Genomic DNA, 26,629 nt, shown 5'->3' with positions numbered 1-26,629 from the left:
CGGTCCTTCGTGGCCCCATGTCCGCCATGCTTCTGGTGATCAACTCTCGACCGAATCTGGCCGCTCATTCAGGCTGTTCTTGCGAAATCCATTTTCTCATCGGGACATCAAAGCTTTGGGGGAGGAAACCCCTATGCAGGACGCCCTGCTTCAGAAAGCCTGCGCCGTCGCATTCTTGTCGATTGCGCCCAGTCTGACGACCGCCAAAACACCCGATCGGAGCATCCTGCCCCTGCCCGAGATGCTGCGCCTGAATAGCTAAAGCAACGGCGGCTTCGGCAAGTGGCAGGTAATCGAATGGATGAAGGCACAGTAGTCGATCACCCTCGACGTTCATGCGCCGAAGGACTGGGCCGATCATTACAAGGGCCAGTTCGACAAGGGATGGGACCAGATCAGAGAAGATTGGCTCGCGCACCAGTTGCGACTCTGCATCGTGCCAAAGGGAACGAGGCCCACCGAGCGTCCGGCCGATCTCGCGGCATGGGACAGCCTGCCAGAAGATCATCGGCGCCTCTTTGCCCGACAGGCCGAGGGCTTCGCGCGGATATGGGGCTGGACAACCAGCCTCCCGGTCGCGGCCGATATCGGGCGCGATGCGACGAGGGTCACGGGCGCCATCCGAAACGTTGTGGTGGAGGTGAAATAGACGGCGTTCCTGGGCAACCGGAGCCGCAAAGCCACTGGCGCCCGACCTGACCGCCGCGTTTGCGGCACACTGAGAAGCGGCACATTGCCCCGTCAGTTGTGCAAACGCATCCGGGCCTTTATGGCGATCCGAGGTTCCCCCAAGCAGGGGCGTTATACCCTCAGGAGAAGACATGACCGCCCGCCAGCGACTTGGCTCGTTCTTTGACCGGCCTGCCACCCGCAACTTCATCACCGCCGTGATCCTGTTCAATGCCTTGATGCTTGGGTTCGAGACCTCGGACAGGGCGATGGCCGCCGCAGGCGGGCTGATCATCACGCTGGACGCGATCTGCCTTGCGATCTTTGTGGTCGAGCTGGCCGGAAAGATCTTTGCGCGCGGTCCCGCCTTCTTTCGTTCGGGCTGGAACGTCTTCGATTTCGTCATCGTCGGCGTGGCGCTTTTGCCGTCGGCGCAGGTCCTTTCGGTCCTTCGGGCCATGCGTATCCTGCGATTGTTCCGCATCGTGTCGGTTGCCCCCACACTGCGGCGGGTCGTCGAAGGATTTGTCAGCGCCTTGCCGGGCATGGCCTCGGTCTTTCTGCTGATGGCGCTGATCTTCTACATCGCCGCGGTGATGGCGACGCAGCTTTTCGGCGACCGCTTTCCTGACTGGTTCGGCACGATCTTCGATTCCGCCTATACGCTTTTCCAGGTCATGACGCTTGAAAGCTGGTCCATGGGCATCGTGCGACCGGTGATGGAGGTATACCCCTATGCATGGGCGTTTTTCGTGCCGTTCATCCTTGTGACCACATTTGCAGTGGTCAACCTGATCGTCGGCCTGATCGTGAATTCGATGCAGGAAGCGCATTCCCAGGAATCGGACGCCGCCACAGCAGATTACCGCGACGAGGTGCTGAAACGGCTGGAGAATATCGAAAGGCGCCTGTCTGACCGGGACTGAACCCGGACCCTGCCGGGCGGATGTGTCTTTCCCGCGAATATTCGACGTGAAAGACGGATTACCCCTTTGCTTTCGACCCGAGCCTTTCAGCGACGAGCCGTCCCAAATAAAGCGAGGCCGTCAGCCCCGGACTTTCGATCCCGAAAAGATTGACGAGCCCGGGGATGCCATGCGCCTCGGGCCCCTGGACGACAAAATCCTGTGCCGCCGCGCCCTGCGGGACAATCTTGGGGCGGATGCCGGTATAGCCCGGCATCAGCGCTCCGTCTTCCAGATCCGGCCAATAGCGGCGGATCGCATGGTAGAAGCTTTCGGCCCGTGCCGGCTCGAAACCGTAATCCGGTTTCTCGATCCAGCTCACGTCGGGACCGAACTTGGCTTGACCACCCAGATCAAGCGTCAGGTGCACGCCAAGCCCGCCGGGAACCGGGACCGGATAGATCAGCCGGAAGAATGGCGCTTTGCCCCGAAGCAGGAAGTAATGCCCCTTTGCGAAATAGGCCCGTGGCACATGGGCGGGATCGAGCCCCGCTACTCGGCCCGCCAGATCCGGCGCGGAAAGCCCCGCCGCATTGACGACGGATCGCGCCCGCAGGGCGATCGGCTCGGAGCCCCCCACGTCAAGCTCGATCCCGGCATCGGTCGCTCGCCCCGACAGGGCCGGGCTATGAAAGGCGATGTCCGCACCATGTGTCTCGGCATCGCCCCGCAGCGCCAGCATGAGCCCGTGGCTGTCGACAATTCCCGTCTCCGGCGAAAGAAGCCCCGCTACGCAATCAAGTGCGGGCTCCATTTCCCGCAGGTCGCCCGGCCCCAGAGCGCGAATATTCTCGACGCCATTCGCCTCGGCGCGGGCGCGGATCGCATCCAGGCGGTTGGCCTCGGCCGCGTCGGTGGCAACGATGATCTTGCCGCAGCGCCGCGTTTCGACCTGATGGTCGGCGCAATAGTCGTAAAGCATGCGCCGCCCCTCGACGCAGGCCCGCGCCATCAGGCTCTCGGGTGGATAGTAGATGCCTGCATGGATCACTTCGCTGTTGCGCGAGGAGGTGCCGGTACCGATCGCCTCGGTGGCCTCAAGCACCAGCACCTCGCGGCCGGAAAGGGCCAGCGCGCGCGCGGCGGCCAGCCCCACCACGCCAGCCCCGATCACCACGCAATCGACATCTTCCATCACGTCCCCCCAAGATGCTGTCCCGCCCGCAAGCTTACGGGCTCGGCGCGCGAGATCCAGCGCGAGGGGCGCGCGACTGGAAGATGGCGTCAAGGATCTCTTCCTCGATCGGGGCCAGCTCAACGCTGCCGCGCAACATCCGGTCGTCGCGCGGAATGGCGACGCGGTGCTGGATGCCCCCCTGCCCGAGAACGATCACCCGATCGGACAGCGCCACCGCCTCGGCCACGTCATGCGTCACGAGGATCGCGGTGAAGCCCGCCTGTGCATGTATCTCGCGGATGAGGTTCTGCATCGTCAGCCGCGTCAAGGCGTCAAGAGCCCCCAAAGGTTCGTCAAGCACCAGAAGCCCGGGGCGGCTGATCAATGCGCGTGCGAGCGCCACGCGTTGGCGCTGTCCGCCCGAAAGCGCCGCCGGCCACATGCCCGCCTTGTCCGAAAGCTGAACCGAGGCCAGCGCCCCGGTCAGAGCCCCGGCCAGCGTGCCCGGATCCGCGCCCTGCCGCAGCCCGACCGCGACATTCTCGGCGATGCTGGCCCAGGGCAGCAGTCGGGGTTCCTGGAACATGATCCGCAGCCGGTCCGATGAACGATGCGCAGGCTGGCCGTCGATGCTGACCGTCCCTGCATCCGGTCGGTCGAGCCCGGCAACCAGCCGCAGAAGTGTGGACTTGCCGCAGCCGCTTTTCCCGACGATCGAGAGAAATTCGCCCGGTCGGACATCCAGGTCCAGGTTCGACAGCACCCGGTGGCCGTCAAAGACCCGCGAAACATTCCGGATGGCAACCGTTGCGGCGGACTTGCCGCGAGGCTGCGGCGGTGGTGCGATATCACGGGGCAAGAGATCAGGGCTTGGCATAGGCTGGGTTCCATTTCAGGGCGCGGCGTTCCAGCGCGCGGGTCAGGCCATCGGCGATCTTGCCGAATGCCGCATAAAGCAGGATGGACAGCACGATGACGTCGAGAACCATGAACTCGCGCGCCTTCATCGCCATGTAGCCAAGGCCTGACGAGGCCGAAAGCGTTTCCGCCACGATCAGCGTGAGCCACATGATGCCAAGCCCGTAGCGCAGGCCCGTGAAGATCGAGGGAAGTGCGCCGGGCAGAACGATCCGGCGAAACATCTCGCGCCTGCTCATCCCATAGGCCCGCCCCATCTCGATAAGCTGTGGGTCGATGTTGCGGATGCCGTGCAGCGTGTTGAGGTAGATCGGGAAGAACACCCCAAGCGCGACAAGGAACAGCTTGGCCCCTTCGCCGATCCCGAACCACAGGATCACCAGCGGGATCAGCGCCAGATGCGGGATATTGCGCACCATCTGCAGCGTGGCATCCGTCAGCGTCTCGGAAAGACGCGAGACGCCGTTTGCGATGCCAAGGGCGAAGCCTATGCCGCCCCCGACCGCAAGCCCCGCTAGCGCGCGCAGGGCCGAGATGCCGAGATGGGCCGGAAGCTCTCCCGAAAGCGTCATTCGCAGGGCCGTCGCCAGGATGACCGAAGGGCGCGGCATGAGTGTTTCCGCGATCAGCCCGGCTGCCCCGGCGATTTCCCACAGGATCATGATTGCCGCAGGCACGGCATAAGGCAGCAGTGTGGCGCGCGCGGGCCAGCAAGGTCGCCAGCCGGGGGCGGGGTCGCTGGCCGCGGCAAGGGGTTGGGTCAGGTTCATGGCATCCTCCTTCAGCTTGCCGTTTGAGGGGTCCAGACCACCGAGGCGATATCGAGCTGACGAGGAATGATCCCGAGCCTGAAAAATTCGTCCGCGATGCCCTGTTCATAGGCGACATGCCTTGGCTCGATGAATCCCTGCAGCCCCAGATCCGCACCCTTGCGGGTCAGTGCGCGACGCATCACCCCCTCACTCAGCCCGGTTTCCTGCGCGAAGGTCTTGATCGTGACCTCCAGATCGGCCTGGCCTTGCCGGCCGACGGCCTGAATGGTCTCTATCAGCCCTCGGATCAGCGCCGGGTTCGCCTTCGCGAAATCGCGATTGGCCGAATAGAAATTGTAGTCCGGCTCGACGATCTCGGTCGTGGCAAGGACGCGGGTGTTCGGGCGATCCTGCGCCATCGCGAAATAGGGGTCCCAAATCGCCCAGGCGCCGATCGCCCCGGCGTCAAAGGCCGCGATCGCATCGGGGGGAGACAGGTCCTGCGCCGTGATATCGTCAAGCGTCAGCCCGGCCGTGGCCAGCAGCTTGATCGTCGCGTAATGGGCCGAACTGCCCCGCTTGAAGGCGATCTTCTGCCCTTTCAGATCGGCGATCGAGCCGATGGGCGAACTTTCAGGAACAAGGATCGCATGCCCTTCGCGAGATCCCTGCCCGGCCCCCACGAATACCAGATTGCCCCGCGCCGCATGGGCAAAGATCGGCGGCACGTTCCCCGTATAGCCGAAATCGAGCGCGTCGGCAGACAGCGCCTCAAGCAGCGGCGGCCCCGAGGTGAATTCGGCCCAACTGACCTTGATCCCCTGATCTGCAAGTACTCGATCGAAGGCGCGAGAACCCTTCACGAGTCCCAGCAGGCCGCCCTTCTGCCAGCCGACCCGCAATTCACGCGCCGGAGCCGCGCGCAGCAACCCGGGCGCGGCGAGTGAGGCAAGGGCTGATCCGAGGCCAAGGCCGAATGTGGCGCGGCGGGTCAGGTTGATGGTCATGGCAATGCTCCTTTTCAGCGGGCGTTGACGAATGGGGCGGCCTGCGCCTCGGTCGAGCCGGACGGATGGGAAAGGAAGGGGGCGAATTGGCCGACGGCGCGGCCAAGGCGCAACCGTGCGGCCTCGTCCACCAGCTTGCCGCCGATGAAGTCGCGATCGGACACATAGACACCGGTCGGCAGGGTCTGGGCCTCGAAAAATCCCATCAGCGGGCGCAGATGGTGTTCGATGACAAGGGCATGGCGTTCACCCCCACCCGAGGCCGCCAGCAGGACAGGCTTGCCCGCCAGCATGCCCGGATCGAGCAGGTCGAAGACATGCTTGAAAAGCCCGGAATAGCTGCCTTTGTGAACAGGCGTCGCGATCACCAGCGCGTCTGAATGGATGAGAGAGCCGACCAGTTCCAGCGCCTCGGGTTCGAGATCCGCCAGATGCCGGGCCGTCCCCAGCGAGGGCCCAATCTCGGATAGGTCAAAGACATGACCCAGGGCGCCGAAGCGCGCGGCGGCAAGATCGACTGCGGTCTGGACAAGGGCGCGGCTGCGTGAGGGCATGGAAAGGCTGCCGGCAAAACCGGTGATGGTCTTGATCGTCATCTGCGATCTCCTGCGGTTATGGTGTCAGGTGGGATTGGCGGTCGCACCGCCAGTTGAGACGATGACGGGGCGAAGGATCGGGACAAGCAGGGCCTGCCGGGCAATCTCGCGCGCGATGGCGCCGACTTGTGCCGCGCATTCGGGCGCGCCGACCAGTTCGCCCAGATGGCCGCGGGCCAGCGGGCCGGCGATCAGGATCCGGGGATTGGCCATGCCGGCCGCATCGACCGCCTGACAGGTCTGCGAGGTCGCCAGCCCAAGCCCCAACGGATCGGGCGCAATCAGCCCCAGCCGGGCCAGCGCCCAGAGCGCGGGATTGCTTTCGATAGTTCGGCCCTGAGCCGGGCCGGTCGTGTTGATCACCGCATCGAAATCGGCCTGTTCTGCGGCGTTTCCGCCGCGCGGTCGCCAGCTGACCCGGACCGTTGCGCCCTGCCCTTCGACCTCTACAAGGCGCCCCGCGACATAGCTGAGCTTGCCTTCGACAATCCGCCGTTCCAGCACCGCTTCGACCTGTGGCGCCAGCCGGTAGCGATGCACGTCCCAAAGCGTGCGCAGGTGACGCAGCAGGCGCGCACGGTTGCATTGGTCGAGCCCGGCCCAGATCTGGGCACCCTGGGCGCGCAGGCGATGGAAGGTCGCGTGCCAATCCTGGCCTTGCGCCTCGTCATCCACCACTGCGTCGCGGACCCGACGCAGCAACTTCGAAGCGCGCCGGATGGGTGGATCGGTGAAGTCCGCCCGCGACTCCCCGCCGGCCGGTACATGACCGCGCGAGCGCAGGCCGTGGCGCGACAGGCAGGTGATCGGGCCTTCATGTCCCTGCCGGTCAAGCCGCGCCACGACATCTGCAGACCCCAGCCCGGCACCCAAGATGAGAACGCGCGCATCCTTGCCAAGGCTCGCAATCCGGGCCGGGTCATCGGCCTCGCCTATCAGTTGCGGGCGGTCGCGCAATTCGGCAAGCGGACGCGGCAGGGCCGTGGGCGGGTGGCCCGTCGCCAGCACCAGGATATCGCCGCGGATGCGACTGTCATCCGAAAGCATCAGTTCGAAGGACCCGTCGATCGCCTTGGCCAGGTCGGCGACGCGCGCGCGGTGATGGCGGATGCGGCCGCTTTGCAGATGCGGGGCCAGGCGCTCGGCGACATAGCGCCCGAAAATCTCGCGACGGGGAAAATGCTCGCCCTGCAATGTGATCTCTTCGGGGTCAGTTTCCAGCCGGCCCGAGGCCCTGCCCCGGACCAGCCAGTGCATGAAATCCTCGGGCCGTTCGGGCTGCATCGTCATGCGATGGGCCGGGACGTTGATCCTATGACAGGGTTCGCCGGAGGAATAGGCAAGCCCCCGCCCCAATTCGGGGCGCGGCTCGACCACCGAGATCCGGACCGGCACCTGCTCTTCAGCCAGTTGCCAGGCCAGCGTCGCGCCCGAGAATCCGCCCCCGATGATCACCACTCTCAGGCGAAAGGGATAATTGAGGCTCATGGCTCAACCCCCGGTCACAAGCTGGGGGCGAGGCGGCGTGACAGGGCGGAAATCATTGCCGACCGTCTCGCCAAAAGGCCCCATATTGGCCGAAAGCCCAGTCAGGGGCAGCGGATGGTCCAGCGGCAGCAGGGGCAGGACGCGTTCGCCAAAGCTGTAGGCCTCTTCGAGATGCGGATAGCCCGACAGGATGAAGCTGTCGATGCCGATGCGGCGGTATTCGTCGATCCGCTCGGCAACCGTTTCGGCGTCACCCACCAGTGCCGTGCCCGCGCCGCCCCGCACCAGGCCCACACCCGCCCAAAGGTTCGGGCTGATCTCGAGCCTGTCGCGGCGGCCCCCATGCAATTCGGCCATGCGCCGCTGGCCGACCGAATCCATTCTTGCCAACGTTTCTTGCGCCTTGGCAATGGTCGCATCGTCCAGCTTGCTGATCAGTTGCTCGGCTGCCTCCCAGGCTTCGGACTGGGTTTCGCGCACGATGACATGCAGGCGAATTCCAAAGCTGACCTCGCGTCCCTCTGCCGCGGCCAGACGGCGCACGGTGTCGATCTTGGCGCGCACCTGCTCGGGCGGCTCGCCCCAGGTCAGGTACTTGTCGACCTGTTTTGCCGCCACGGCATTTGCCGCCTCGGACGAGCCGCCGAAGAACAGCTGCGGCCCTCCGGGCTGCAGCGGCGCGAAAAGCAGCTTGCCGTCAATGATGCGGAAATGCGTGCTTTCGTAATTCACCGTCTGCCCGTCCAGCAGCGCCTTGTAGATATCAAGGAATTGCTGCGTCACCTCGTAACGCTCGGCATGGCTCAGATGGATGCCGTCACCGGCATTCTCCACCGGGTCGCCTCCGGTCACGACATTGATCAGCAGCCTTCCGTTCGACATCCGGTCCAGCGTCGCCGTCATGCGCGCCGCCAATGCAGGCGATTGCAGACCGGGCCTGACCGCGACAAGGAAACGCAGCCGTTCGGTTTGCGAGGCCAGGGCCGCCGCCACGACCCAGCTGTCGTCGCAGCTGCGCCCCGTCGGCAAGAGGACGCCGTAATAGCCGAGCGCCTCGGTTGCCTGCGCGATCTGGCGAAGATAGGGCAGCGTCACTGCCCGCCCGCCTTCTGACGTTCCAAGATATCTGCTGTCGCCATGGGTCGGTAGGAACCACAGCACCTTGATCTTTTCCGGCGCGGAAATGGTCATGTCTCGATCCTTTGCTGCGCCCGGCGATAGGATCAGCCGGGACATTTGAGGGACTGTGATCGCGAGCGTAGCCTAAATAACGAGTGAGTCGATAGATATTTACGTCGTTTAGGTAATCAGGGAGGAAATCCCGTTTCAGTTCCGTTCTCCAGAGCATCTTTTTGCGGCAGACGCGCGTCGCGAACCAGCGTTCCAAACGTCACGAAGAAGGTTGGGCAACCGATTGACCGATCAGGGGAAATGGTCAGCATCCAGCAGCGGTCAGTCTGAAGATGCACGATTATGCGGCGCCGCGAAGTCGGGCTTTGGCATGGACATGCTCGCCGCGCTCCAATCTTGGCATTTGAAAGAATCGGAAAGTTATGAGCAGCTGCAAACGATTAGATCCCATGGTCAGGAAGTGAGCCGACTGGGTCGGTGCCTCTCCCGCGGCAATCTCCGTTCGGGGGTTACACCAGAATGGCTGGTGCCGAGCCTCAGGAATGGGGCAGAGACGAGATGCAGATCGGCATCTTCATCGGGCTGGATGTCCATAAGGCAACGATATCCGTCGCGGTCGCACAGGCGGTGCGGGTCGGCGAGATTCGCCACCGGGGGATAATTCGAAACCGCCCGGATCACCGGTTTGCGGCCTTCACGCCATGCAGGCGCGGACGCCCTGCCGCAATAGTCGACAGAACCACGCCTTCGTGAAGGCATTTCACCCAAATTTGCGTACCGGGGCTGGATAGATGCGGACTGCGCGATCTAGTCTGGCCCCACAACGTCCCCGTCAACCCGGCGCCGGTCTGCCAGTTGCGTCCGGCCGCGAACCGACCCGGTTAAGGAGCGTGCCATGCCGAATCGACCCCGTCCAACCAGCAAGCCGACATCGGCCACCGAACCACCATGGGCCCTGCCCTTTGCCGCGCATGCCTATCTGCTGGATTCCTGGCAGCGTTCGGTGCTTTACCTTGACGTGATGCGCCAGCGCGCCGAACAGTATCGCGAACATGCGGCGCAAGAGCTGCCGCATGTCTTGGACTACAAGGCAGAGCTGATCTGCGACGGGAGAGAGCTCGATCGCCCCGTGAATTACCTGATGGGCCGGATCTTGCCCGAACCTGGCAACGCGCCCGATCCGCGCAAGCGCCCCTTCGTCGTGATCGACCCCCGCGCGGGTCATGGGCCCGGCATCGGTGGCTTCAAGGCCGATAGCGAGATCGGCGTGGCATTGCGGGCCGGGCATCCTTGCTATTTCATCGGCTTCCTGCCCGAACCGATGCCCGGACAGACGATCGAGGACGTCGTCCATGCCAAGGCGGAATTCCTGCGTGTCGTCATTGCCCGCCACCCCGAGGCCGAGGGCAAACCCTGCGTCATCGGCAATTGCCAGGCGGGCTGGTCCGTCACGATGGTCGCGGCGCTTTATCCCGAACTCTTCGGACCCATCATCCTTGCCGGCTCACCGCTATCCTATTGGGCGGGGGTAAGGGGACAGAACCCGATGCGCTATTCCGGCGGCTTGCTGGGCGGAAGCTGGCTGACCGCGCTGACCGGCGACCTTGGCGGCGGCGTCTTCGACGGGGCGTGGCTGGTCCAGAACTTCGAAAACCAGAACCCGGCCAACACCTATTGGACCAAGCAATACAACCTGTGGTCCAAGATCGACAGCGAGGCCGAGCGCTATCTGGGCTTCGAGAAATGGTGGGGCGGGCATGTCCTTCTGAACGCCGAAGAAATGCAGTTCATCGTCGATGAGCTTTTCGTCGGAAACCACCTTGCGGCGGGCGAGATCCGAACCAACGAAGGCAAGGCGATCGATCTTCGAAACATCCGCGCGCCGATCGTCGTCTTCTGCTCCAAGGGCGACAACATCACCCCGCCACAGCAGGCGCTGGACTGGATTCTCGAACTCTATGACAGCGTCGACGATATCCGCGCCTGCGGCCAGACAATCGTCTATACGGTGCATGAACGCATCGGCCATCTGGGAATTTTCGTCTCGGCTGGCGTTGCCCGGAAGGAGCATCAGAAATTTGCCTCGAACATCGATATGCTCGACTTGCTGCCGCCCGGACTCTACGAGGCCAAGCTGACGCCCAAGGGCGAAGCGGTGCGCAATCCCGAACTTGTCACCGGCGAATGGGTAATGCGCTGCGAGGAACGCACCCTTGACGATATCCGCGCGATTGGCAGCAACGATCCCGAAGATGAACGCCGCTTCGACGCGGCTGCGCGCCTGTCCGAGATGAACCTCGCGATTTACCGCACATTTGCCCAGCCCGTCGTCCGCGCGATGATCCCCCCGGGCCTGCCGAGCGTTCTTCAGCGCATGCATCCCCTGCGGCTTCAGTATGAATTCCTGGGGCCCGGCAGCGCGCTTGCCGGCTGGATCGGGGCGACGGCCGAACATGTTCGCGCCGAACGCCGTCCCGTATCGCCAGCGAACCCCTTCCTCGCGATGCAGGAACGCGTCTCCGAGCAAATCGTCGCTGGATTCGAGACGATGCGCCAGATCAGCGAACGCTGGGCCGAAGAAGCCTTCCTGAGCTTCTATGGCCGTGACCTGCTGCAATCGGCGCTTGGCGTGGATCAAAGCGACCGGCCCAAGCGCAAGGCCGCGATCAGCCCGATGCATGCCCATGCCGTCAGCCTGCGCATCGCCGAGTTGCGGGCCGCGATGGGGCGAGGCGGGATGAACGAGGCCCTCGCGCGTTCGCTCTTCTATGCCGGTGCGCCACGCGGAGGGGTCGATGAGCGCAGTTTCGAGGCCGTGCGCCGCTTCTGCGAGGCGGACCCTGATCTGAGCAAACGCTCGTTCGAATATTTCCGCAAGATGCTGCGCGAGCAGTTCTTCATGCTGCTGATCGATGAGGATGCAGCCATGGCCGCCCTGCCCAAGCTCTTGCCGGCAGACGAGACCGAGCGGCGAGCCGGGTTCGAGATGCTGAAGAATGTCCTGTCGGCCGCATTCGAGCCGGATGGAGAGGTGGCCGTGCGGCTGCGACATCTGGCCGAGCTGTTCGGTGTAGGCGATTCCCCGTTGCCTCTGGCCAAGGGTTCCGAACCAAAGGTCAGCGCCGCCACGACCGAGGCGCCCGAGCCAAAAGCCCGTGATCCGGAAACACCCAAGCCGGCAGCGCCCAAGCCGACAGCCAGACGCAACCCGCGACCTGGACCTCGCAAGCCCCGCGCCGCCAAGTCAACCTGACCGCCATGGACCCTGCCTGCCCGTGATGTGAACGGGTGCAAATCGGGCAAGGCGCCCTATGCACCAATTCTTCGGTCGAACGGATTGGATCGGACAGTCGCCCTGCCTGCCCGATCCTGTGCGGAAGGCAGTAAGTCCCCGCGTCGAGAGATGGAGCAAGACCGCGAAACGTGACGCCAGCAAACAAGTCACGGATATTGGGATGGACCGCGCGCTTGGGGGCACTCAGGAACCCGTTTGCCGGGATTGCCTTGATCGTGTTGGGCAGGACGATCCATGTCACCCAAAGATCTGTCGATGCAGGCGCTCCGACATCCCAGTCTGGTGCAGGCTCGGCCTGCAGACCGGCACGCTCCACCGGGGCGACATGCCGTCACGATGTCCCTTTTCATAAACATACGGCGGATTTGCACTGACCGGCCAATCCCTATACGCAAGGTGCATTGCCAAGGACACCACCATGCTGCCCAGTCTTCGTCATCTGAGGATGTTTCTCGCGCTGGGGCGCAGCAATTCGGTCACGCGCGCCGCCGAACTCTGCCACGTCTCGCAGCCCGCCGTGACGCAGGCAATGAACAAGATCGCGCAGGAAACCGGCCATGTCCTGTTTCACCGCAGCCCGCAAGGCCTGTTTCTGACCGATGCGGGCGAGATACTTGCTCATCGGGCGGGTCGGGCGCTGCGCCTGCTGGACATTGCCATGGCCGAAATGGCCCGGCCGGTGCGCGTACAGGCGACTTGGGCGCAGCTTTCGGCGCTGATTGCGGTGACCGAGATGGAGAACTTCACCTTGGCCGCGCGCAAGCTGGGCTTGGCGCAGCCGACCGTGCATCGTTCGACCACGACCCTGGAACACGCAGCCGGCGTCACCCTGTTTCAGCGCACCGCGCATGGACTCATCACAACCCGTTTGGGACAGAACCTGGCGCAGGCCGCACGGCTTGCGATGGCCGAGATCGACCAGGCGGCATCGGACCTTGCCGCGCTTGCCGGACGTGAGGTTGGCTCGATCGTGATCGGGGCGCTGCCCCTTTCGCGTTCCGGCTGGCTGCCTTCGGCGATTCTCGCCTTTCGCGAAAGGCGGCCCAGCTTTCCCTTCGAGGTGATCGACGGACGTTACGACGAACTGCTGACCGGGCTTCGGCGGGGCGAAATCGACATGATGCTGGGCGCGCTTCGCCTGCCAAGCCCGATCGCCGACATTTCTCAGGAACGTTTGTTCGACGATGAGGTTGTCGTCGTCGCCCGCAAGCACCATCCTCTGGTGGCTCAGACACGAATAAGGACCGAAGATCTGGCGGACTATCCCTGGGTGATGCCGCGCGTCTCGACCCCCATTCGTGGAATTCTCGACAGCCTGCTGGCCGAACATCGGCCCAGCAATGTCATCGAAACCTCGTCGGTGATCATGATGCGCGAACTTTTGCGGGGCAGCGACCACCTCGGCGGCGTGTCGCGCATGCAGGCCGAGGTCGAAGGCGGATCGCTTTCCATCCTGCCGCTGACCCTGCCCGGTGCGATGCGCCCCATCGGATTGACGACCCGCGCCGGTTGGGAACCGACGCGGGCGCAAAGCGAGTTTCTGGATATCCTGCGTCAGACCGCACTGCGACTCGGCGCGGGCTGACGAGCCCTATCCGAACATCGAGTTCGGGATGAGAAGGGCGATCTGCGGCACCAGGATGATCAGGATCAGGCCCAGGATCATCGCGGCAAGGAACGGCGCCACGCCCCGGAACACCGTGGCCAGCGGAACATCGACCGCCACGCCCCGCACCACGAAGACATTCAGCCCCACGGGCGGGGTGATCATGCCCATCTCGATCACGATCACCGCGACAACGCCGAACCAGATCGGATCGAAGCCAAGCGCGAGGATCACCGGATAGACGATCGGGATGGAAATCACGAGCATCGACAGCCCGTCCATGAACATCCCCATCACGACATAGGCCAAGATGATGACGATCAGCGTGCCATAAGGCCCGAGCCCCAGGGATTGCAGCCCCTCGCCCAGAGTCGCTGGGATCTGGGTCACCGCGAAGAACGGGTTCAGCACATTGGCACCGATGACGATCATGTAAAGCATCGCCGTCGTCTTCAGCGTGTCCAGCATGGCGTCGCAGAACCCCGCCCAGGCCAGCCGCCGGCCGAGCAGCGCCAGAATGATGACCAGCGCCGCGCCGATCCCGGATGCCTCGACCGGGGTAAAGGCCCCGACATAGATCCCGCCGATCGTCAGCACCATCACCACGAGCAGCGGTGCCGCGCGACCCAGGATACGGAACCGCTGCGCCATCGGGACATTCGGACCGGCAGGGGCACTTGCGGGATCACGCAGCGCAACCAGCCAGACCGTCGCCATGAACAGGGCCATCAGCAGGATGCCGGGAAGGATGCCCGCCATGAACAGCCGGCCGATCGACTGCTCGGTCAGGATCGCGTAAAGCACGAAGCCGGTCGAGGGTGGGATGAGAAAGCCAAGCGTGCCGCCCGCCGCAACCGATCCGGTCGCGAGCGCATCGCCATAACCCAACCGCCGCATTTCGGGCAGCGCCACCTTGCCGATGGTGACGGCCGTCGCGACAGAAGACCCCGAAACAGCCGAGAACGCCGCGCAGCCCAGCACCGAGGCCGAGGCGAGCCCGCCCCGGAAATGCCCGACCCAGGCGAATGCAGCGTCATAAAGCCCGCGCGAAAAACCCGCGGCCGAGGCGATATTACCCAGCAGAACGAACATCGGCACGACGATCAGCGTTTCGCTCGCGACCGAAGCGTAGCTCTCCGTCAGGATCAGGGCGCCGGCGGTGCGGAACCCTTCCAGCGCCCACATGCCGAAGAATCCCGACAGCAGCATGGCAAAGGCCACCGGCGTGCGGAAGATCATCAGTAGGAAGAGGAAGGCAATGCCCAGAAGGCCAATCGTGGTCGGTTCCATTACCGTGCCCCCTCGCGAAGAAGGCCGATGATCTGGACCGCAAAGACCAGCACGCACAAGGCCATGCCAAGCGCCAGAACCCCGTAGAACGGCCAGATCGGCAGGCCCAGCATATTCGTCGTATCCTCGAATTCGCGCGCATCCAGCGCCTTGAGCACCGCGCGCCAGACCAGGACCGAAAGCACGATCCCCGACAGCATCCGCGAGCCTATATCTCCAATGAAGCGCCCCCAGCGCCCGATCCTTTGGTCGAAGACATCGACACCGACATGACCCGCGCGCGCCGTGCAATAGGGCAGAGCGGCCATCACCAGGACCACGGCGGTCATCTGGTTTATCTCGTTCAAGCCCAGGACGGGGCTGCCGAAGGCATAGCGCAGGATCACCCCCGCCGAAATCGTCACCACCATGAAGATCAGTGCCCCTGCGGCCAGCACGGCCAGCCACAGGGTCGCCCGGTCAAGACAATCCGACCGGGCAATGTTCAGAAACCGGCGCATCGGCTTACTGGACCTTCAGCGCATCTGCGACGGCCTGAGCGCCATCGGTTCCCGCCAGGACGCTTTCAGTGACCTTGGCGGCAGCGGCGTCGAATTCGGCCGCAGCGGCCTCGTCAAGCGTGATGACCTCTTTCCCGGCCGTTCCGGCAAAGGCTTCGAGCCCCTTTTCAGCGACTGTCAGCTGCACGTTCTGCCCGTCCAGCGAGGCCTGCTGACCGGCAGCCTTGACCGCCGCTTGCTGTTCCGCGCTCAGATCGCCGAAGGCATCCCGGTTCATGATGATGAAAAAGGGCGAGTTTGTGGTCTTCATCCCCTTCGTGATGTAATTCGCCACCTCGGCCAGCTTGAAGGCATTGATCCCGGTGCCGTCGATCATCGCCGCATCGATCACGCCGGTCTGCATGGCGTTGTAGATTTCCGAGACGGGCATCGAAACCGGCGTGCCGCCCCAGGCCTCGACCAGCAGGCCTGTATTGCGCGACGGCACACGGATCTTCATGCCCTTCACATCGGACAGGCTACGGACCGGCTTGTCGCGCGTGAACAGCAGGTTCTCGGCGCTGGACCACAGTGCGACAAGCTGGACACGACGGTAATCGTGATCGAACGCACCCAGGTTGTTCCACAATGTCTCGGTTCCGGTCGCCTCGTCCAGAACGCCAGGCAGTTCAGCCGTCAGCGTGAGCGGGAATTGCGAGGCGGTGTAGCCGGGCAGCGAAACGGCCAGTTCAGCCACGCCATCGACGACGCGGGAATATTGCTCGACCGGGCCTGCGCCCAATTCGCCGCCGTTATAAAGCTTGACGGTGACTTCGCCTTTGGTGCCCTCGGAAACGGCCTTGGCAAAGGGCTCGAAGGCGCCGGCGACATAGGGATGCGTCGGCGGCATGAAATTGGCGAATTTCAATTCTTCAGCGAACAGGGCGCTACTGCTCAGCGTCAGAGCGAGCGCGGCAAGTGTGAACTTGGATCTCATGACTTCCTCCCCTTGGCGGGCCGTCTTCCTGGGCCCGCGAATAAGACGGAACTACGCGCCCGGGACGGGGAAGCGCCAATTCAAAGCCGCCCTCAGATCATAATTTTGCGCTATAGACTTCCGTGGTCGGCTCACCAAGATCACGGTTTCCAAACGTCAATATAGCAGAAACTTATTGCGCTTGCCGCGCTTCCAATTTGTCCTGACGACCTTCTCGCGCCAGATTTCGGGCAATTGATCCGGAGGAGAGAAGATGTCCGCCAAGAAGACCGCATTGGTCATTTCCGCCCATGCCGCCGATTTCGTCTGGCGCTGCGGCGGTGCGATCGCGCTCCATGCCGAGATGGGCTACGACGTCACCGTCGCCTGCCTGTCCTTCGGCGAGCGCGGCGAAAGCGCGAAGTTGTGGAAAGAGGGCAAGTCGCTCGACGAAGTCAAGGCGATCCGCCGGGCCGAGGCCGAGGCGGCGGCAGATGTTCTGGGGGTCCATCACCTCGAATGCTTCGACCTGGGCGACTATCCGCTGCATCTCGAGCGCGAAGACAAGTTCAAGCTGGTCGACCTGATCCGCAAGGTCCAGCCGAGCTTCATGATGAGCCATAGCCAATACGACCCCTATAACACCGACCACATGTACATGACCCAGGTGGCGCTGGAATGCCGCATGGTCGCGCAGGCCTGGGGCCATAACCCGGGCGAGAAGGTGTTGGGCGCGCCGCAGCTTTACCTGTTCGAGCCGCACCAGACCGAGCAGATGGGCTGGAAGCCCGACACCTTCCTCGACATCACTCCGGTCTGGGAAAAGAAGCGCGCCGCGATGGAGCACATGAACGGCCAGGTCCATCTGTGGGATTATTACACCCGCGTCGCCCAGCAGCGCGCGAACCACTTCAAGCGCAATTCCGGCGGCCAGTCCGGTGGGCGCGACTGCAGATACGCGGAAGGATTCCAGTCGATCTTCCCGCGCACGGTGGACGAACTGTGACAAGATGAATCGGGCGGCAGGGCGATTTCCGCACTGCCGTTCCCTAATTCATCGACACGACCAGGGGAGGAAAGTCGTGAAAACCTGCACAATCCTGACGATGGCGTTCTCCGCAGGGCTCTGTTTGGCCGGCCCTGCCCTTGCCGAGACCCGCGTGGTCATCCTGGGCACCGGAACCCCCGTTCCCGACTTCCAGCGCGCAGGCCCGGGCATGGCGGTAATCCATGACGGTGAGGCATATGTTTTCGACATCGGCGCCGGCGTCGTTCGCCGCATGATCGAAGCAGCCCAGGACAAGGGTATCAAGGAACTGATGCCGATGAACGTCAAGCACCTGTTCATCAGCCATCTGCACAGCGACCACACGATCGACTTTCCCGAACTGGCGGCGACCTATTGGTGGCGCCGGGATGCGCGTATCGAGGCCTATGGGCCGGTCGGGCTTCAAGCCATGACCGACGGTTATTACGACATGCAGGCGGTTGATATCCATCTGCGCACCAGCGGCAACCAGCCTGTCCAGGACCCGACAATGTATCAGGTCGGGGTCCATGAGATTTCACAGGACGGGATCATCCTCGACGAGAACGGCGTCACCGTCGAAGCCTTCTCCGTGGATCACGGAGACATCCACCCTGCCTATGGCTACAAGATCACCACGCCGGACAAGACCATCGTTTTCTCAGGCGACACGACCTATAGCGAGACGCTTGCCGAGAAGGCCAAGGGTGTCGATGTCCTCGTCCACGAGGTCATCAGCGAAGAGGGCTGGAAGGCGCTGGAGCCGAACTGGCAGGAATATCACCACAGCTCGCATACGCTGACCAGCGAACTGGCAAGGATCGCCAACGAGGCGCGGCCCGGGACGCTGGTCCTGACCCATATCCTGCATTACGGCGCCCCGATCGAGACCGCCCGGACCGAGATTGAGGCCCTTTATGACGGCCCGGTAATTCTGGCCAACGACCTGGACGAATTCTGATCGCGGCAGCGGGCCCGCTGGCCCGCGCCGCATTCCTACCCAAAGGAGGCACGAGTGCCTGAAACTTGCCAAGACCTGGCGCATCTCGCCCATGTCGAGATGCTGACCGACCGCTTCGAGGAAAGCCTCGACTTCTTCACCCGCGTCTATGGGCTGAAGCTTTCGGGACAGGACGAAACCAGCGCCTATCTGCGCGCCTGGGACGATTACGAACATGCCTCGCTGAAACTGACCCGCGCCGAGACCACCGGCATCGGCCATGTCGCCTATCGCGCCGCCTCGCCCGAGGCTCTTGAGCGTCGCGTCGCGGCCATCGAGGCCTCGGGCTACAAGACCCATGGCTGGGTCGAAGGCGATCAGAGCCATGGCCGTGCCTTCCGCTTCGAGGACCCGTTCGGCCATGTCTTCGAGATCTATTACGACACGGTCTGGTTCGAGGCCCCGGCCGAGGATCAGGCTGCGCTGAAGAATACCGCGAGCGCATTCACCGGGGCCGCGCCGCGCCGGATCGACCACCTGAACCTGCTGGCCTCGGACGTGACCGAGTTCCGCCGCTTCATGGAAACCTGTCTGGGCTCTCGCGTGACCGAGATGATCCAGCTCGATAACGGGCGCATCGGCGGCTGCTGGTTCACCGTCAACAACAAGACCTATGACCTTGCCTGCACCGAGGAACATGGCGGCGGTCAGGGGCGGCTGCATCACGTGACCTATGCCACCGACCAGCGCGAGGACATCCTGCGCGCCGCCGACATCTTCCTGCAGAACGGCATCCATATCGAGACCGGGCCGCACAAGCACGCGATCCAGGGCACCTTCTTCCTGTATGTCTGGGAGCCCGCCGGGAACCGGGTCGAGCTTGCCAATTCCGGCGCGCGCCTGATCCTTGCGCCCGACTGGAAGCCGATCGTCTGGACCGAGACCGATCGCAAGAAGGGCCAGGCCTGGGGCCTGAAGACCATCGAGACATTCCATACCCACGGCACACCGCCGGTCAAGAAAGGCTGATCATGGCCAAGGTTGTTCAGAACATCACCCGTGCAGATGATGCGGTCATCGCGGGCCTCGCCGAGGCAGGCGTGGCCACCGTCCACGAGGCTCAGGGCCGGATCGGCTGCCTTGCCAGCTACATGCGCCCGATCTATCCGGGTGCGCGCATCGCCGGATCGGCGGTGACGATCTCGGCGCCCCCCGGCGACAACTGGATGCTGCATGTCGCGATCGAGCAGCTGCGCGAGGGCGACATCCTCGTCCTCGCCCCGACCTCGCCCTGCGACAACGGCTATTTCGGCGACCTGCTGGCGACCAGCGCAATGGCGCGTGGCTGCCAGGGACTGGTGATCGATGCGGGAGTGCGCGACATTCGAGACCTAACCGGGATGGGTTTTCCGGTCTGGTCCAAGGCGATCAGTGCACAAGGTACGGTCAAGGAAACGCTGGGCTCGGTCAACGTGCCCGTTGTTTGCGCCGGCCAGGCGATCGAGGCGGGGGATGTCATCGTCGCGGATGATGACGGGGTCTGCGTCGTGCGCCGCGCCGATTCCGAGGCCGTGCTGGCTGCCGCCCGCAAGCGCATGGATGCCGAAGAGGCCAAGCGGCAGCGCCTTGCAGCGGGCGAACTGGGCCTGGACATCTATGACATGCGCCCGCGCCTTGCCGACAAGGGACTGAAATATGTCTGATGGCATTCCCTGCCTCTGGATGCGTGGCGGCACGTCCAAGGGGGCCTATTTCCTGGCCTCTGACCTGCCGGCCGATCCCGCGGCGCGTGACGCGCTGCTGTTGCGGATCATGGGCAGTCCAGATCCGCGCCAGATCGACGGGATCGGAGGTGCGGATCCGCTGACCTCGAAGGTCGCGATCCTTTCGCCATCCTCGCGGCCCGATGCCGATGTCGACTATCTTTTCCTGCAGGTCTTCGTCGATCAGGCGCTGGTTTCGGATGCGCAGGGCTGTGGCAATATCCTGGCCGGGGTTGGTCCTGCCGCGATAGAACGTGGGCTGGTCGCAGTTCATGGCGAGGTCACCCCGGTCCGCATCCACATGCTGAACACGGGCGAGGTTGCGCTGGCACAGATCCAGACGCCCGGCGGGCGTGTCACCTATGCTGGACCGGCCTCGATCGATGGCGTGCCCGGCACGGCCGCTCCGGTGCCGCTGATGTTCCAGAACATTGCCGGATCGATGTGCGGCGCCTTGCTGCCAAGCGGAAACCCGGTCGATCAGATCGACCATGTTGCCTGCACGCTCATCGACAACGGCATGCCCTGCGTCATCATGGCCGCGCGCGATTTCGGCCTGACTGGGCAGGAGCCCCGTGAGGCACTGGATGCCGACGCGGCCCTGAAGGCGCGGATCGAAGCCATTCGGTTGCAAGCCGGCCCGTTGATGAACCTTGGCGACGTGACCGAGAAATCCGTGCCAAAGATGACCCTTGTTTCGCCCGCCCTGCAGGGCGGCACGATCAGCACGCGCAGTTTCATTCCGCATCGTTGCCATGCCTCGATCGGGGTATTTGCCGCCGTCAGCGTGGCGACGGCTTGCACCCTGCCCGGCACCCCGGCCGCCGAACTGGCCCGGCCGCCGGCTGACGGCCGCTTCGTGATCGAGCACCCGACAGGCGCGGCAGAAGTCCTGATCGAACGTGATCAGCAGGGGCTGGTGACAGGTGCTGGCACTCTGCGGACCGCACGCAAGCTGATGGAGGGGGACGTCTATCCGATCGGATAAAACCGCGATCCGCACGGTTTGATCGCGCCCGAGAGGCGCCAGAAAGGGCTGGGATCGCAGACCAGGCGGGTTCACGAGGCATGAACCAGCCCTAAAATCATCGATCTGGGCCCCGAGACGAGATTCTTAATGAACCTGTCCAAAAAGACAGGTATATGTTTCCTTGCGAAGGATCGGCCAGCTTCTGGCGAACGACGAATCGGAGCAGGAGAATCCATGATAATCTGCAGCCCCACTGCCGCTTTGCGCGAGAACCCGCTTCGAGCCTCTGCGAGGCTGGATGCCGGGATGGTGCAGATGCTATCGATGATGGTGGACGACCGCGATCAGCCGGTCACACTTGAGTTGCGGGATTTCGGGATCTGGGCGGTCACCGAAGAGGGCGTGCGCATGTTTATCGGCTCGCTCGAGAAGCGGCCCGATAACCGGGACAAACAGCGGCTGCCTTCCTGATCAGGCGCATTGGCCGCCCTGCTGGTCAAAGATCGAGGCCGAATCAAATCCGAAGCCAGTAGCGTAGGGTTTTGGGCAGATGGGCCAATGGCTGATGACCGGAAGCGCTGCGCCCGACGCGGCATCCTATCTGATCCTGACCGCGCCGCTACCGCCAATCGCCGCCCCGGCGACCGCACCGACCGGACCTGCGACGATTGCCCCCGCTGCGGCGCCAGTGGTGGCGCGTGTCGCCGTGTCGGGCCCGCAAGCACCAAGCGTGAGCACCAGGGCACAGATGGATCTGATGGGGAGTTTGGGCATCGAATGCTGGTCCTTTCCTGGGCCTTGCGGATTCGTCCGATCCGCCGGGGACCGCGTAGTGACCCACGGCGCGGGGAAGGGCAATCCCCCGATGCATGGATCAGCAATACTTGATGCCTCGAACCGGATGAAAGACGGGGGCGCTTGGCCTTAGCAGACGCGACGAGGGTTTGCCGATCCCTTCCCGAGCACATCGCACAATCTGGGTCGGGCCTGGGTCAGGATCGCCCCGCACCGCCGCGTCAGTGGCGAGCTCGGGCCGCACGGCGCATGACCCCGGTTGGCCGCAGGACCTGATCAGAAGGCCGCGCGATAGGCATGAAAATCCGGAAAATCAAAGGACGGCGTGCAAGTCATCAGAACGCGCAGGAAATCTGTCGACCAGTTCGTGACATCGGTTTTCCGGACCACCTCAAGACAGGCTTCGTGCCTTTTCCGGCGTTCTTCCAGTGGCATCTCCAGCGCCGCACCGATTGCCGCCGCCACGTCCTCAACATCATAGGGGTTGATCTGCAGGGCATCGGTCATGTCCTCGGCCGCCCCGGCAAAGCGCGAGAGCAGCAGCACGCCGGGATTTTCCGGATCCTGCGCGGCCACGAACTCTTTCGCGACAAGGTTCATTCCGTCAGCGTAGGATGTCACCAGGCAGGCGCTGGCCTTGCGGTAAAGCCGGGCCAGCTCGACCCGAGGCACCGCGCGGTGGATATAACGCAACGGGGTCCAGTCCAATTCGGCAAAGGCGCCATTTACATGGCCCGCGATCTCTTCCAACTCGCGGGTGATGTCCTGATAGGCCCGCACCTGCTGGCGGGTCGGCGGCGCAATCTGGACAAGACAGGGGCGCACGCCCTCGGGCCGGTTTTCCAGATATCGGGCAAAGCCGCGAAACCGGTTGGGCAGGCCCTTGGAATAGTCGAGCCGGTCAACCCCGATGATGAATCGGCCGGGGCTCTCGCGCCCAAAGGGATTAACGGCCTCTTGCGCGGCATCGGCGGCGAAACCTGCAGTGTCAATGCCGATCGGGAAAGAGCGCACTGAGGTGATGCGGTCGCGGAACTTGATGCTGCCGTCGGGCATGAACTCGGCTCGTGGATCGGCGCGGAACATTTCCAGACAGCGCGCCACATCGCCGCGGGTTTGCAGCCCGATCAGGTTGTAATGCGCCAGATCATCGGCGAAGCGCTCGGGCTGAGACAGGACAGACAGATCCCCAAGAGCGGGAAAGGGGATATGCAGGAAAAAGCCGATCCGGTTGGGCAAGCCAAGCGCGCGCATTTCCGTGGCCAGAGGCAGGAAATGATAATCATGTACCCAGATCAGATCATCAGGGCGGGCAATGCGCGCGACGATGCGCGCGACGCGGGCATTCACTGCCTGATAGGCGGCCTGATATTCCGAGCGCATCTCGACCAGATCGCCGCGTCGATGGCATAGCGGCCATAGCACCGAATTGGCATAGCCGAGATAATAATTTGCCTGCTCTTCCTCGGTCAGGCGAAAGGCCAGGCGGCGATAAGGTGCGGTGCCCAGTTCTTCGACCGCGTCGTCGCCCGCACCCGTTTCGGGATGCGCGCCGATCCAGATCCCTCCGGCGCAGCCCAGGGCATCATGCAGCGCTACGACAAGCCCGCCGGACACCGTCTCACCCATGGGAATGCGGTTTGAAATGACGATCAATCGCCCGGCCATTGCTACCTCGAATTGAAACCACATCAATCATCGATGCACTGTTCAACCTGCTCGGGTGGCTGGTTGTTCCTGCCTGATCGTCTGGGTGAGCATATTGTGGAACGGTTTGCCTTGCTGGCGGGCAAATCGTCCCTGAGCCGCAGTGACTAGGGCTCCGGCGCGTTTTCGGCGCGAAGCATGATGCGGCCGCGATAGCACCATTCATCGAGCTCATTCTCGATGCGCGAGACATTGACGTTCTCGATATGCACCTGATGGGCCTCGCCCTGCGCCAGATGCAAGGTCGCGACGAGGTCGCGTGGCATCTCGCCCCGGGGCAGGATCATGCGTTCAACAGCAAAGACAAAACCGGTCGGCGTGAGCGTGACCGAACCGGCGACCGGCTGGATTCCGCTCAGGATCAGGGTGGCCTTCATCATGCGCCTATTCTTGCGAAAACTGGGCCATGAGCAGGCTCTCGATCTCGGGAAGCGGATGGTTGGTCAGCACCTTCGGGATTTCGGCGACGACGCGGTCGGCCACCTCCTTGTGCATCTTGACGCGCAGTTCGGCAAGAACCTGCGGTGCTGCGATGAGCACGATGCGCTGGAAGGCAGATTTATGCGCTTTTTCGTATAGGATTTCAGCGAGGTGCCCTGCGAAACGCTCTTTGGCAAGCTCGTGCCAGTCGGTATCCTCATAGGCAGAGCGACCCGGACCCACGCTCTGGTGCTGCCGGCCTGGGCGGTTGGCGGATTGGTCGCGGTCCGGAGGATTGTCCTGAGACATCTCGCGCTGAACGGTCAGAGAGAGATTCTGCGCATCCCCCTCATTGACCAGGAAAATGGCCTTTTCCCCGTCCGCCAGAAGAATCCAGGTGCCGTTGCCAAGGGGCTGGGTCATATAATCTCTCCCGTTTTGCCGGGTCAGTGCGCGAGCCCTGACGATCAACGGGTCAACAATCCGCCGCGTCGGATTGTTCCGTGGTGGTTTGTTCAACCGCTCGCCCGAACATCGTTCGAGGCCCGTGGCGGGCTGCCCGCGTTGTCACTATTGTTGCTGGTCTGGTGCTTGCAGGCTCTGCGGATCCTCGGTCAGCTCATCGGCATGCCAGAGCAATCGGCCCCCGAAGAACACGATGACGGTGACAAACAAGATCGCGACGATGACGATCGACGCGCGCGACAGTCGGCGTGGACTGGGTTGGTCGCTCGCCATGCAGAACACTCCGTTTGCGACAAAACCTTCGGCGATGCGATCTGTTCCCGCGCCTATCTCCAATGAAATTTTGGTGAATGGGGGAACAAGCAGGGGTGCGCTTGGGTAGCCATAACCACCATCACGATAGAGGAGTTCTGCCATGTCGTCCTGGCAAGCTGACCTGCCCGTGCCGCCGATCCGCTCACGGCTGATCGCGGTCCTGTGGGCGTTTCCCATCGCCTGCTTCAGCCTGACACTCCTGTGCGATGTCGCCTATTGGCGAAGCGAAAACCTGTTATGGCAAAACTTCTCGTCATGGCTGTTGGCTGCTGGTCTGCTGTGCGGTTCGATGGCCGTTCTGTGGTGGCTGCTCGGCCTCATGATGGGCTGGTGGGGCGCGCACTGGCGGGGGATGGCGCTTGCGGTTGCCATCCTGATCGCGGCATTCGTGAACAGCGTCATCCATGCCGGGGACGGTTGGACGGCGGTGGTGCCGTGGGGCATCGCGCTTTCCATTGTGACCGTGTTTCTGATGTTGGCCTCGGGGTTTCTCTCGGGCCGCAACGCCCGCCGAGGCCGGAGGCAACCATGACCTTTACCGCAAATTCCGCCCGCCTCGTCCTTGCCGTTAGCTGCACGCTGGTCCTGGCAACCGCCGGGGAAGCGCAGGATGATTTCGACACGCTCAGCCAGACCGGCCCCGATCCCGTTCTGCCAGAGCCGGATTACATCAGCCTGTGGCCGCAGTTGAAGGTGGCCGAAGTCGTCGGCTGGTCCGAAGGACAGACCCCCAACGTCCCGGACGGGCTGACGATCACCGCCTATGCCAGGGATCTGGTCAATCCGCGCACGGTCCACACACTGCCCAATGGGGATGTGTTGGCGGTGCAGTCCCGTGCACCAGAGGGCAAGCCCAAATCGCGACCCAAGGACTTTGTCCGGGGCTGGATCATGGCGATGGCTCATGGCGGCGGTGGAGGCGCGCAGAAGGAAAGCAACCTGATCACCCTGTTGCGCGACACCGACCGCGACGGCACGGTCGATGAACGCAGCGACCTGCTGACCGGGCTGGATTCACCCTTTGGCGTCGCCTGGATCGATGACACGCTCTATGTCGCCGAAAGCGGCGCCGTTCTGGCCTATCCCTATGTGTTGGGGCAAACCGAGATCACCGAGGCCCCGCGCGTCCTCACCCCGCTGCCGGGCGGGCCGATCAACCACCACTGGACAAAGGATCTGGCGCTGAGCCCGGACGGACGGCTGCTTTACGCCTCGGTCGGGTCCAATTCCAACATTGCCGAGAACGGCATGGAGGCCGAAAAACGCCGCGCCGCCATCCTCGAGATCGATCGCGCGACGGGGGCAAGCCGGGTCTATGCCTCGGGTCTGCGCAATCCGAACGGGCTGACCTTTCACCCCGAGACAGGCGTGCTTTGGACCGTGGTGAACGAACGCGATGAGCTGGGCCCCAATCTGGTGCCGGATTACATGACCAGTGTTCAGGAAGGGGCGTTCTATGGCTGGCCCTATAGCTATTATGGCGAGCATGTCGACCGCCGGGTCAGGCCGAAACGACCTGACATGGTCGAAAAGGCCATCGCCCCGGATTACGCGCTGTCGAGCCATGTCGCGGCGCTGGGGCTAGCTTTTACCGAGGGCTCGGCCATGCCCGCGCCTTATGACAATGGCGCTTTCGTGGGCGAGCATGGCAGCTGGAACCGAAATCATTTCAACGGCTACAAGGTCGTCTATGTACCGTTCGAGAACGGCAGCCCCGCCGGCAAGCCGCAGGATGTGGTAACGGGGTTTCTGGATGGTGACGTCGCGCGCGGGCGCCCCGTCGGGCTGGGCATCGACGGCACCGGCGCGCTGCTGATCGCGGATGATGCCGGCAACACGGTCTGGCGCGTGGCTCCTGCGGACGGCGCGGTCATTGACGCGCCCGTCGGCACCGACATGCGAGCAAGCGCGCCCCCGATGCAATAAGCGGAGCAACAC

General features: G+C 63.5%; 26 protein-coding genes. 11 read left to right on the top strand and 15 right to left on the bottom strand.

What is annotated here, in order from left to right:
• Positions 1-64: 64 nt before the first annotated feature.
• Positions 65-508 carry a hypothetical protein gene (locus RGQ15_RS15225; protein WP_311161378.1) on the bottom strand — a complete coding sequence of 148 codons (444 nt, stop codon included), beginning with the start codon at positions 506-508 and terminating at the stop codon, positions 65-67.
• Positions 509-821: 313 nt separating this feature from the next.
• Here RGQ15_RS15225 and RGQ15_RS15220 point away from each other — a divergent pair, with 313 nt between their 5' ends.
• Positions 822-1,595, top strand: a complete 774-nt coding sequence (locus RGQ15_RS15220) for an ion transporter (RefSeq protein ID WP_311161377.1) — start codon at positions 822-824, stop codon at positions 1,593-1,595.
• 58 nt (positions 1,596-1,653) lie between these two features.
• On the opposite strand, the gene RGQ15_RS15215 is transcribed toward RGQ15_RS15220, so the two are convergent.
• From RGQ15_RS15215 to ssuD, 7 genes are read right to left on the bottom strand one after another with little or no spacing between them, the layout of a single operon-like run.
• The gene (locus tag RGQ15_RS15215) at positions 1,654-2,769 is read right to left on the bottom strand and encodes an NAD(P)/FAD-dependent oxidoreductase (protein ID WP_311161376.1); all 1,116 of its coding nucleotides are present in this window, start codon (positions 2,767-2,769) and stop codon (positions 1,654-1,656) included.
• Positions 2,770-2,803: 34 nt separating this feature from the next.
• Positions 2,804-3,628, bottom strand: a complete 825-nt coding sequence (locus RGQ15_RS15210) for an ABC transporter ATP-binding protein (protein ID WP_311161375.1) — start codon at positions 3,626-3,628, stop codon at positions 2,804-2,806.
• A complete protein-coding gene (locus RGQ15_RS15205) occupies positions 3,615-4,439 on the bottom strand; it encodes an ABC transporter permease subunit (RefSeq protein WP_311161374.1) in 825 nt (274 codons plus the stop codon). The genes RGQ15_RS15210 and RGQ15_RS15205 overlap by 14 nt, the downstream gene beginning before the upstream one ends.
• A gap of 11 nt (positions 4,440-4,450) precedes the next feature.
• Positions 4,451-5,428 (bottom strand): aliphatic sulfonate ABC transporter substrate-binding protein, encoded by a 978-nt coding sequence (locus RGQ15_RS15200; protein ID WP_311161373.1) that lies wholly within the window; start codon positions 5,426-5,428, stop codon positions 4,451-4,453.
• Positions 5,429-5,442: 14 nt separating this feature from the next.
• Positions 5,443-6,024, bottom strand: coding sequence for an NAD(P)H-dependent oxidoreductase (locus tag RGQ15_RS15195; RefSeq protein WP_311161371.1), 582 nt, complete (start codon positions 6,022-6,024; stop codon positions 5,443-5,445).
• A gap of 24 nt (positions 6,025-6,048) precedes the next feature.
• On the bottom strand, positions 6,049-7,512 hold the full coding sequence (locus tag RGQ15_RS15190; protein ID WP_311161369.1) for an FAD/NAD(P)-binding protein: 1,464 nt from the start codon (positions 7,510-7,512) through the stop codon (positions 6,049-6,051).
• A gap of 3 nt (positions 7,513-7,515) precedes the next feature.
• Positions 7,516-8,703 carry an FMNH2-dependent alkanesulfonate monooxygenase gene (ssuD, locus tag RGQ15_RS15185; RefSeq protein WP_311161368.1) on the bottom strand — a complete coding sequence of 396 codons (1,188 nt, stop codon included), beginning with the start codon at positions 8,701-8,703 and terminating at the stop codon, positions 7,516-7,518.
• A gap of 835 nt (positions 8,704-9,538) precedes the next feature.
• Between ssuD and RGQ15_RS15180 the strand changes: the two genes are divergently transcribed.
• Both RGQ15_RS15180 and RGQ15_RS15175 read left to right on the top strand, forming a co-directional pair.
• Complete coding sequence (locus RGQ15_RS15180) at positions 9,539-11,896, top strand: DUF3141 domain-containing protein (protein ID WP_311161366.1); 2,358 nt, start codon at positions 9,539-9,541, stop codon at positions 11,894-11,896.
• A 460-nt stretch (positions 11,897-12,356) separates the two neighbouring features.
• Complete coding sequence (locus RGQ15_RS15175) at positions 12,357-13,523, top strand: LysR family transcriptional regulator (RefSeq protein ID WP_311161365.1); 1,167 nt, start codon at positions 12,357-12,359, stop codon at positions 13,521-13,523.
• Positions 13,524-13,529: 6 nt separating this feature from the next.
• On the opposite strand, the gene RGQ15_RS15170 is transcribed toward RGQ15_RS15175, so the two are convergent.
• Genes RGQ15_RS15170 through RGQ15_RS15160 form a run of 3 tightly spaced genes read right to left on the bottom strand, consistent with a single transcriptional unit; the run spans position 13,530 to position 16,310 of the window.
• Positions 13,530-14,834: a TRAP transporter large permease gene (locus RGQ15_RS15170; protein ID WP_311161364.1), complete on the bottom strand. Its 1,305-nt coding sequence runs from the start codon at positions 14,832-14,834 to the stop codon at positions 13,530-13,532.
• Entirely contained in the window at positions 14,834-15,334 is a 501-nt protein-coding gene (locus tag RGQ15_RS15165) for a TRAP transporter small permease (RefSeq protein ID WP_311161362.1), read from the bottom strand. Before RGQ15_RS15165 ends, RGQ15_RS15170 begins: the two co-directional genes overlap by 1 nt.
• A gap of 4 nt (positions 15,335-15,338) precedes the next feature.
• Positions 15,339-16,310 (bottom strand): TRAP transporter substrate-binding protein, encoded by a 972-nt coding sequence (locus tag RGQ15_RS15160; RefSeq protein WP_311161360.1) that lies wholly within the window; start codon positions 16,308-16,310, stop codon positions 15,339-15,341.
• A gap of 253 nt (positions 16,311-16,563) precedes the next feature.
• On the opposite strand from RGQ15_RS15160, the gene RGQ15_RS15155 reads away from it, so the two are divergent.
• The 6 genes from RGQ15_RS15155 (at position 16,564) to RGQ15_RS15130 (ending at position 21,460) form a co-directional block, all read left to right on the top strand.
• Positions 16,564-17,295 (top strand): PIG-L deacetylase family protein, encoded by a 732-nt coding sequence (locus RGQ15_RS15155; RefSeq protein ID WP_311161358.1) that lies wholly within the window; start codon positions 16,564-16,566, stop codon positions 17,293-17,295.
• 76 nt (positions 17,296-17,371) lie between these two features.
• The gene (locus RGQ15_RS15150) at positions 17,372-18,277 is read left to right on the top strand and encodes an MBL fold metallo-hydrolase (protein ID WP_311161357.1); all 906 of its coding nucleotides are present in this window, start codon (positions 17,372-17,374) and stop codon (positions 18,275-18,277) included.
• 54 nt (positions 18,278-18,331) lie between these two features.
• Entirely contained in the window at positions 18,332-19,285 is a 954-nt protein-coding gene (locus RGQ15_RS15145; RefSeq protein WP_311161355.1) for a VOC family protein, read from the top strand.
• A gap of 2 nt (positions 19,286-19,287) precedes the next feature.
• On the top strand, positions 19,288-19,959 hold the full coding sequence (locus RGQ15_RS15140; protein WP_311161353.1) for a 4-carboxy-4-hydroxy-2-oxoadipate aldolase/oxaloacetate decarboxylase: 672 nt from the start codon (positions 19,288-19,290) through the stop codon (positions 19,957-19,959).
• Complete coding sequence (locus RGQ15_RS15135; protein ID WP_311161352.1) at positions 19,952-21,007, top strand: 4-oxalomesaconate tautomerase; 1,056 nt, start codon at positions 19,952-19,954, stop codon at positions 21,005-21,007. Before RGQ15_RS15140 ends, RGQ15_RS15135 begins: the two co-directional genes overlap by 8 nt.
• Positions 21,008-21,223: 216 nt before the next feature.
• The gene (locus RGQ15_RS15130) at positions 21,224-21,460 is read left to right on the top strand and encodes a hypothetical protein (RefSeq protein WP_311161351.1); all 237 of its coding nucleotides are present in this window, start codon (positions 21,224-21,226) and stop codon (positions 21,458-21,460) included.
• Positions 21,461-22,060: 600 nt separating this feature from the next.
• Here RGQ15_RS15130 and RGQ15_RS15125 read toward each other — a convergent pair.
• From RGQ15_RS15125 to RGQ15_RS15110, 4 genes are all read right to left on the bottom strand, one after another.
• Complete coding sequence (locus RGQ15_RS15125; protein WP_311161349.1) at positions 22,061-23,452, bottom strand: alpha,alpha-trehalose-phosphate synthase (UDP-forming); 1,392 nt, start codon at positions 23,450-23,452, stop codon at positions 22,061-22,063.
• Positions 23,453-23,598: 146 nt separating this feature from the next.
• On the bottom strand, positions 23,599-23,871 hold the full coding sequence (locus tag RGQ15_RS15120; RefSeq protein ID WP_311161347.1) for a hypothetical protein: 273 nt from the start codon (positions 23,869-23,871) through the stop codon (positions 23,599-23,601).
• Between the two features lie 4 nt (positions 23,872-23,875).
• Positions 23,876-24,334 carry a host attachment family protein gene (locus RGQ15_RS15115; protein ID WP_311161346.1) on the bottom strand — a complete coding sequence of 153 codons (459 nt, stop codon included), beginning with the start codon at positions 24,332-24,334 and terminating at the stop codon, positions 23,876-23,878.
• A gap of 147 nt (positions 24,335-24,481) precedes the next feature.
• Positions 24,482-24,793 (bottom strand): hypothetical protein, encoded by a 312-nt coding sequence (locus tag RGQ15_RS15110; RefSeq protein ID WP_311161344.1) that lies wholly within the window; start codon positions 24,791-24,793, stop codon positions 24,482-24,484.
• Here RGQ15_RS15110 and RGQ15_RS15105 point away from each other — a divergent pair.
• Positions 24,792-25,223 (top strand): DUF2231 domain-containing protein, encoded by a 432-nt coding sequence (locus tag RGQ15_RS15105; RefSeq protein ID WP_311161343.1) that lies wholly within the window; start codon positions 24,792-24,794, stop codon positions 25,221-25,223. The two genes, RGQ15_RS15110 and RGQ15_RS15105, sit on opposite strands and share 2 nt — an antisense overlap.
• Entirely contained in the window at positions 25,220-26,617 is a 1,398-nt protein-coding gene (locus tag RGQ15_RS15100; protein ID WP_311161341.1) for a PQQ-dependent sugar dehydrogenase, read from the top strand. The genes RGQ15_RS15105 and RGQ15_RS15100 overlap by 4 nt, the downstream gene beginning before the upstream one ends.
• Positions 26,618-26,629: the final 12 nt, after the last annotated feature.

The sequence above is a fragment of the Paracoccus sp. MBLB3053 genome (assembly GCF_031822435.1).
Classification (GTDB): domain Bacteria; phylum Pseudomonadota; class Alphaproteobacteria; order Rhodobacterales; family Rhodobacteraceae; genus Paracoccus; species Paracoccus aurantius.
The sequence above is the reverse complement of the archived record's forward strand: the minus strand, read 5'-3'. Positions and strand labels throughout refer to the sequence as shown.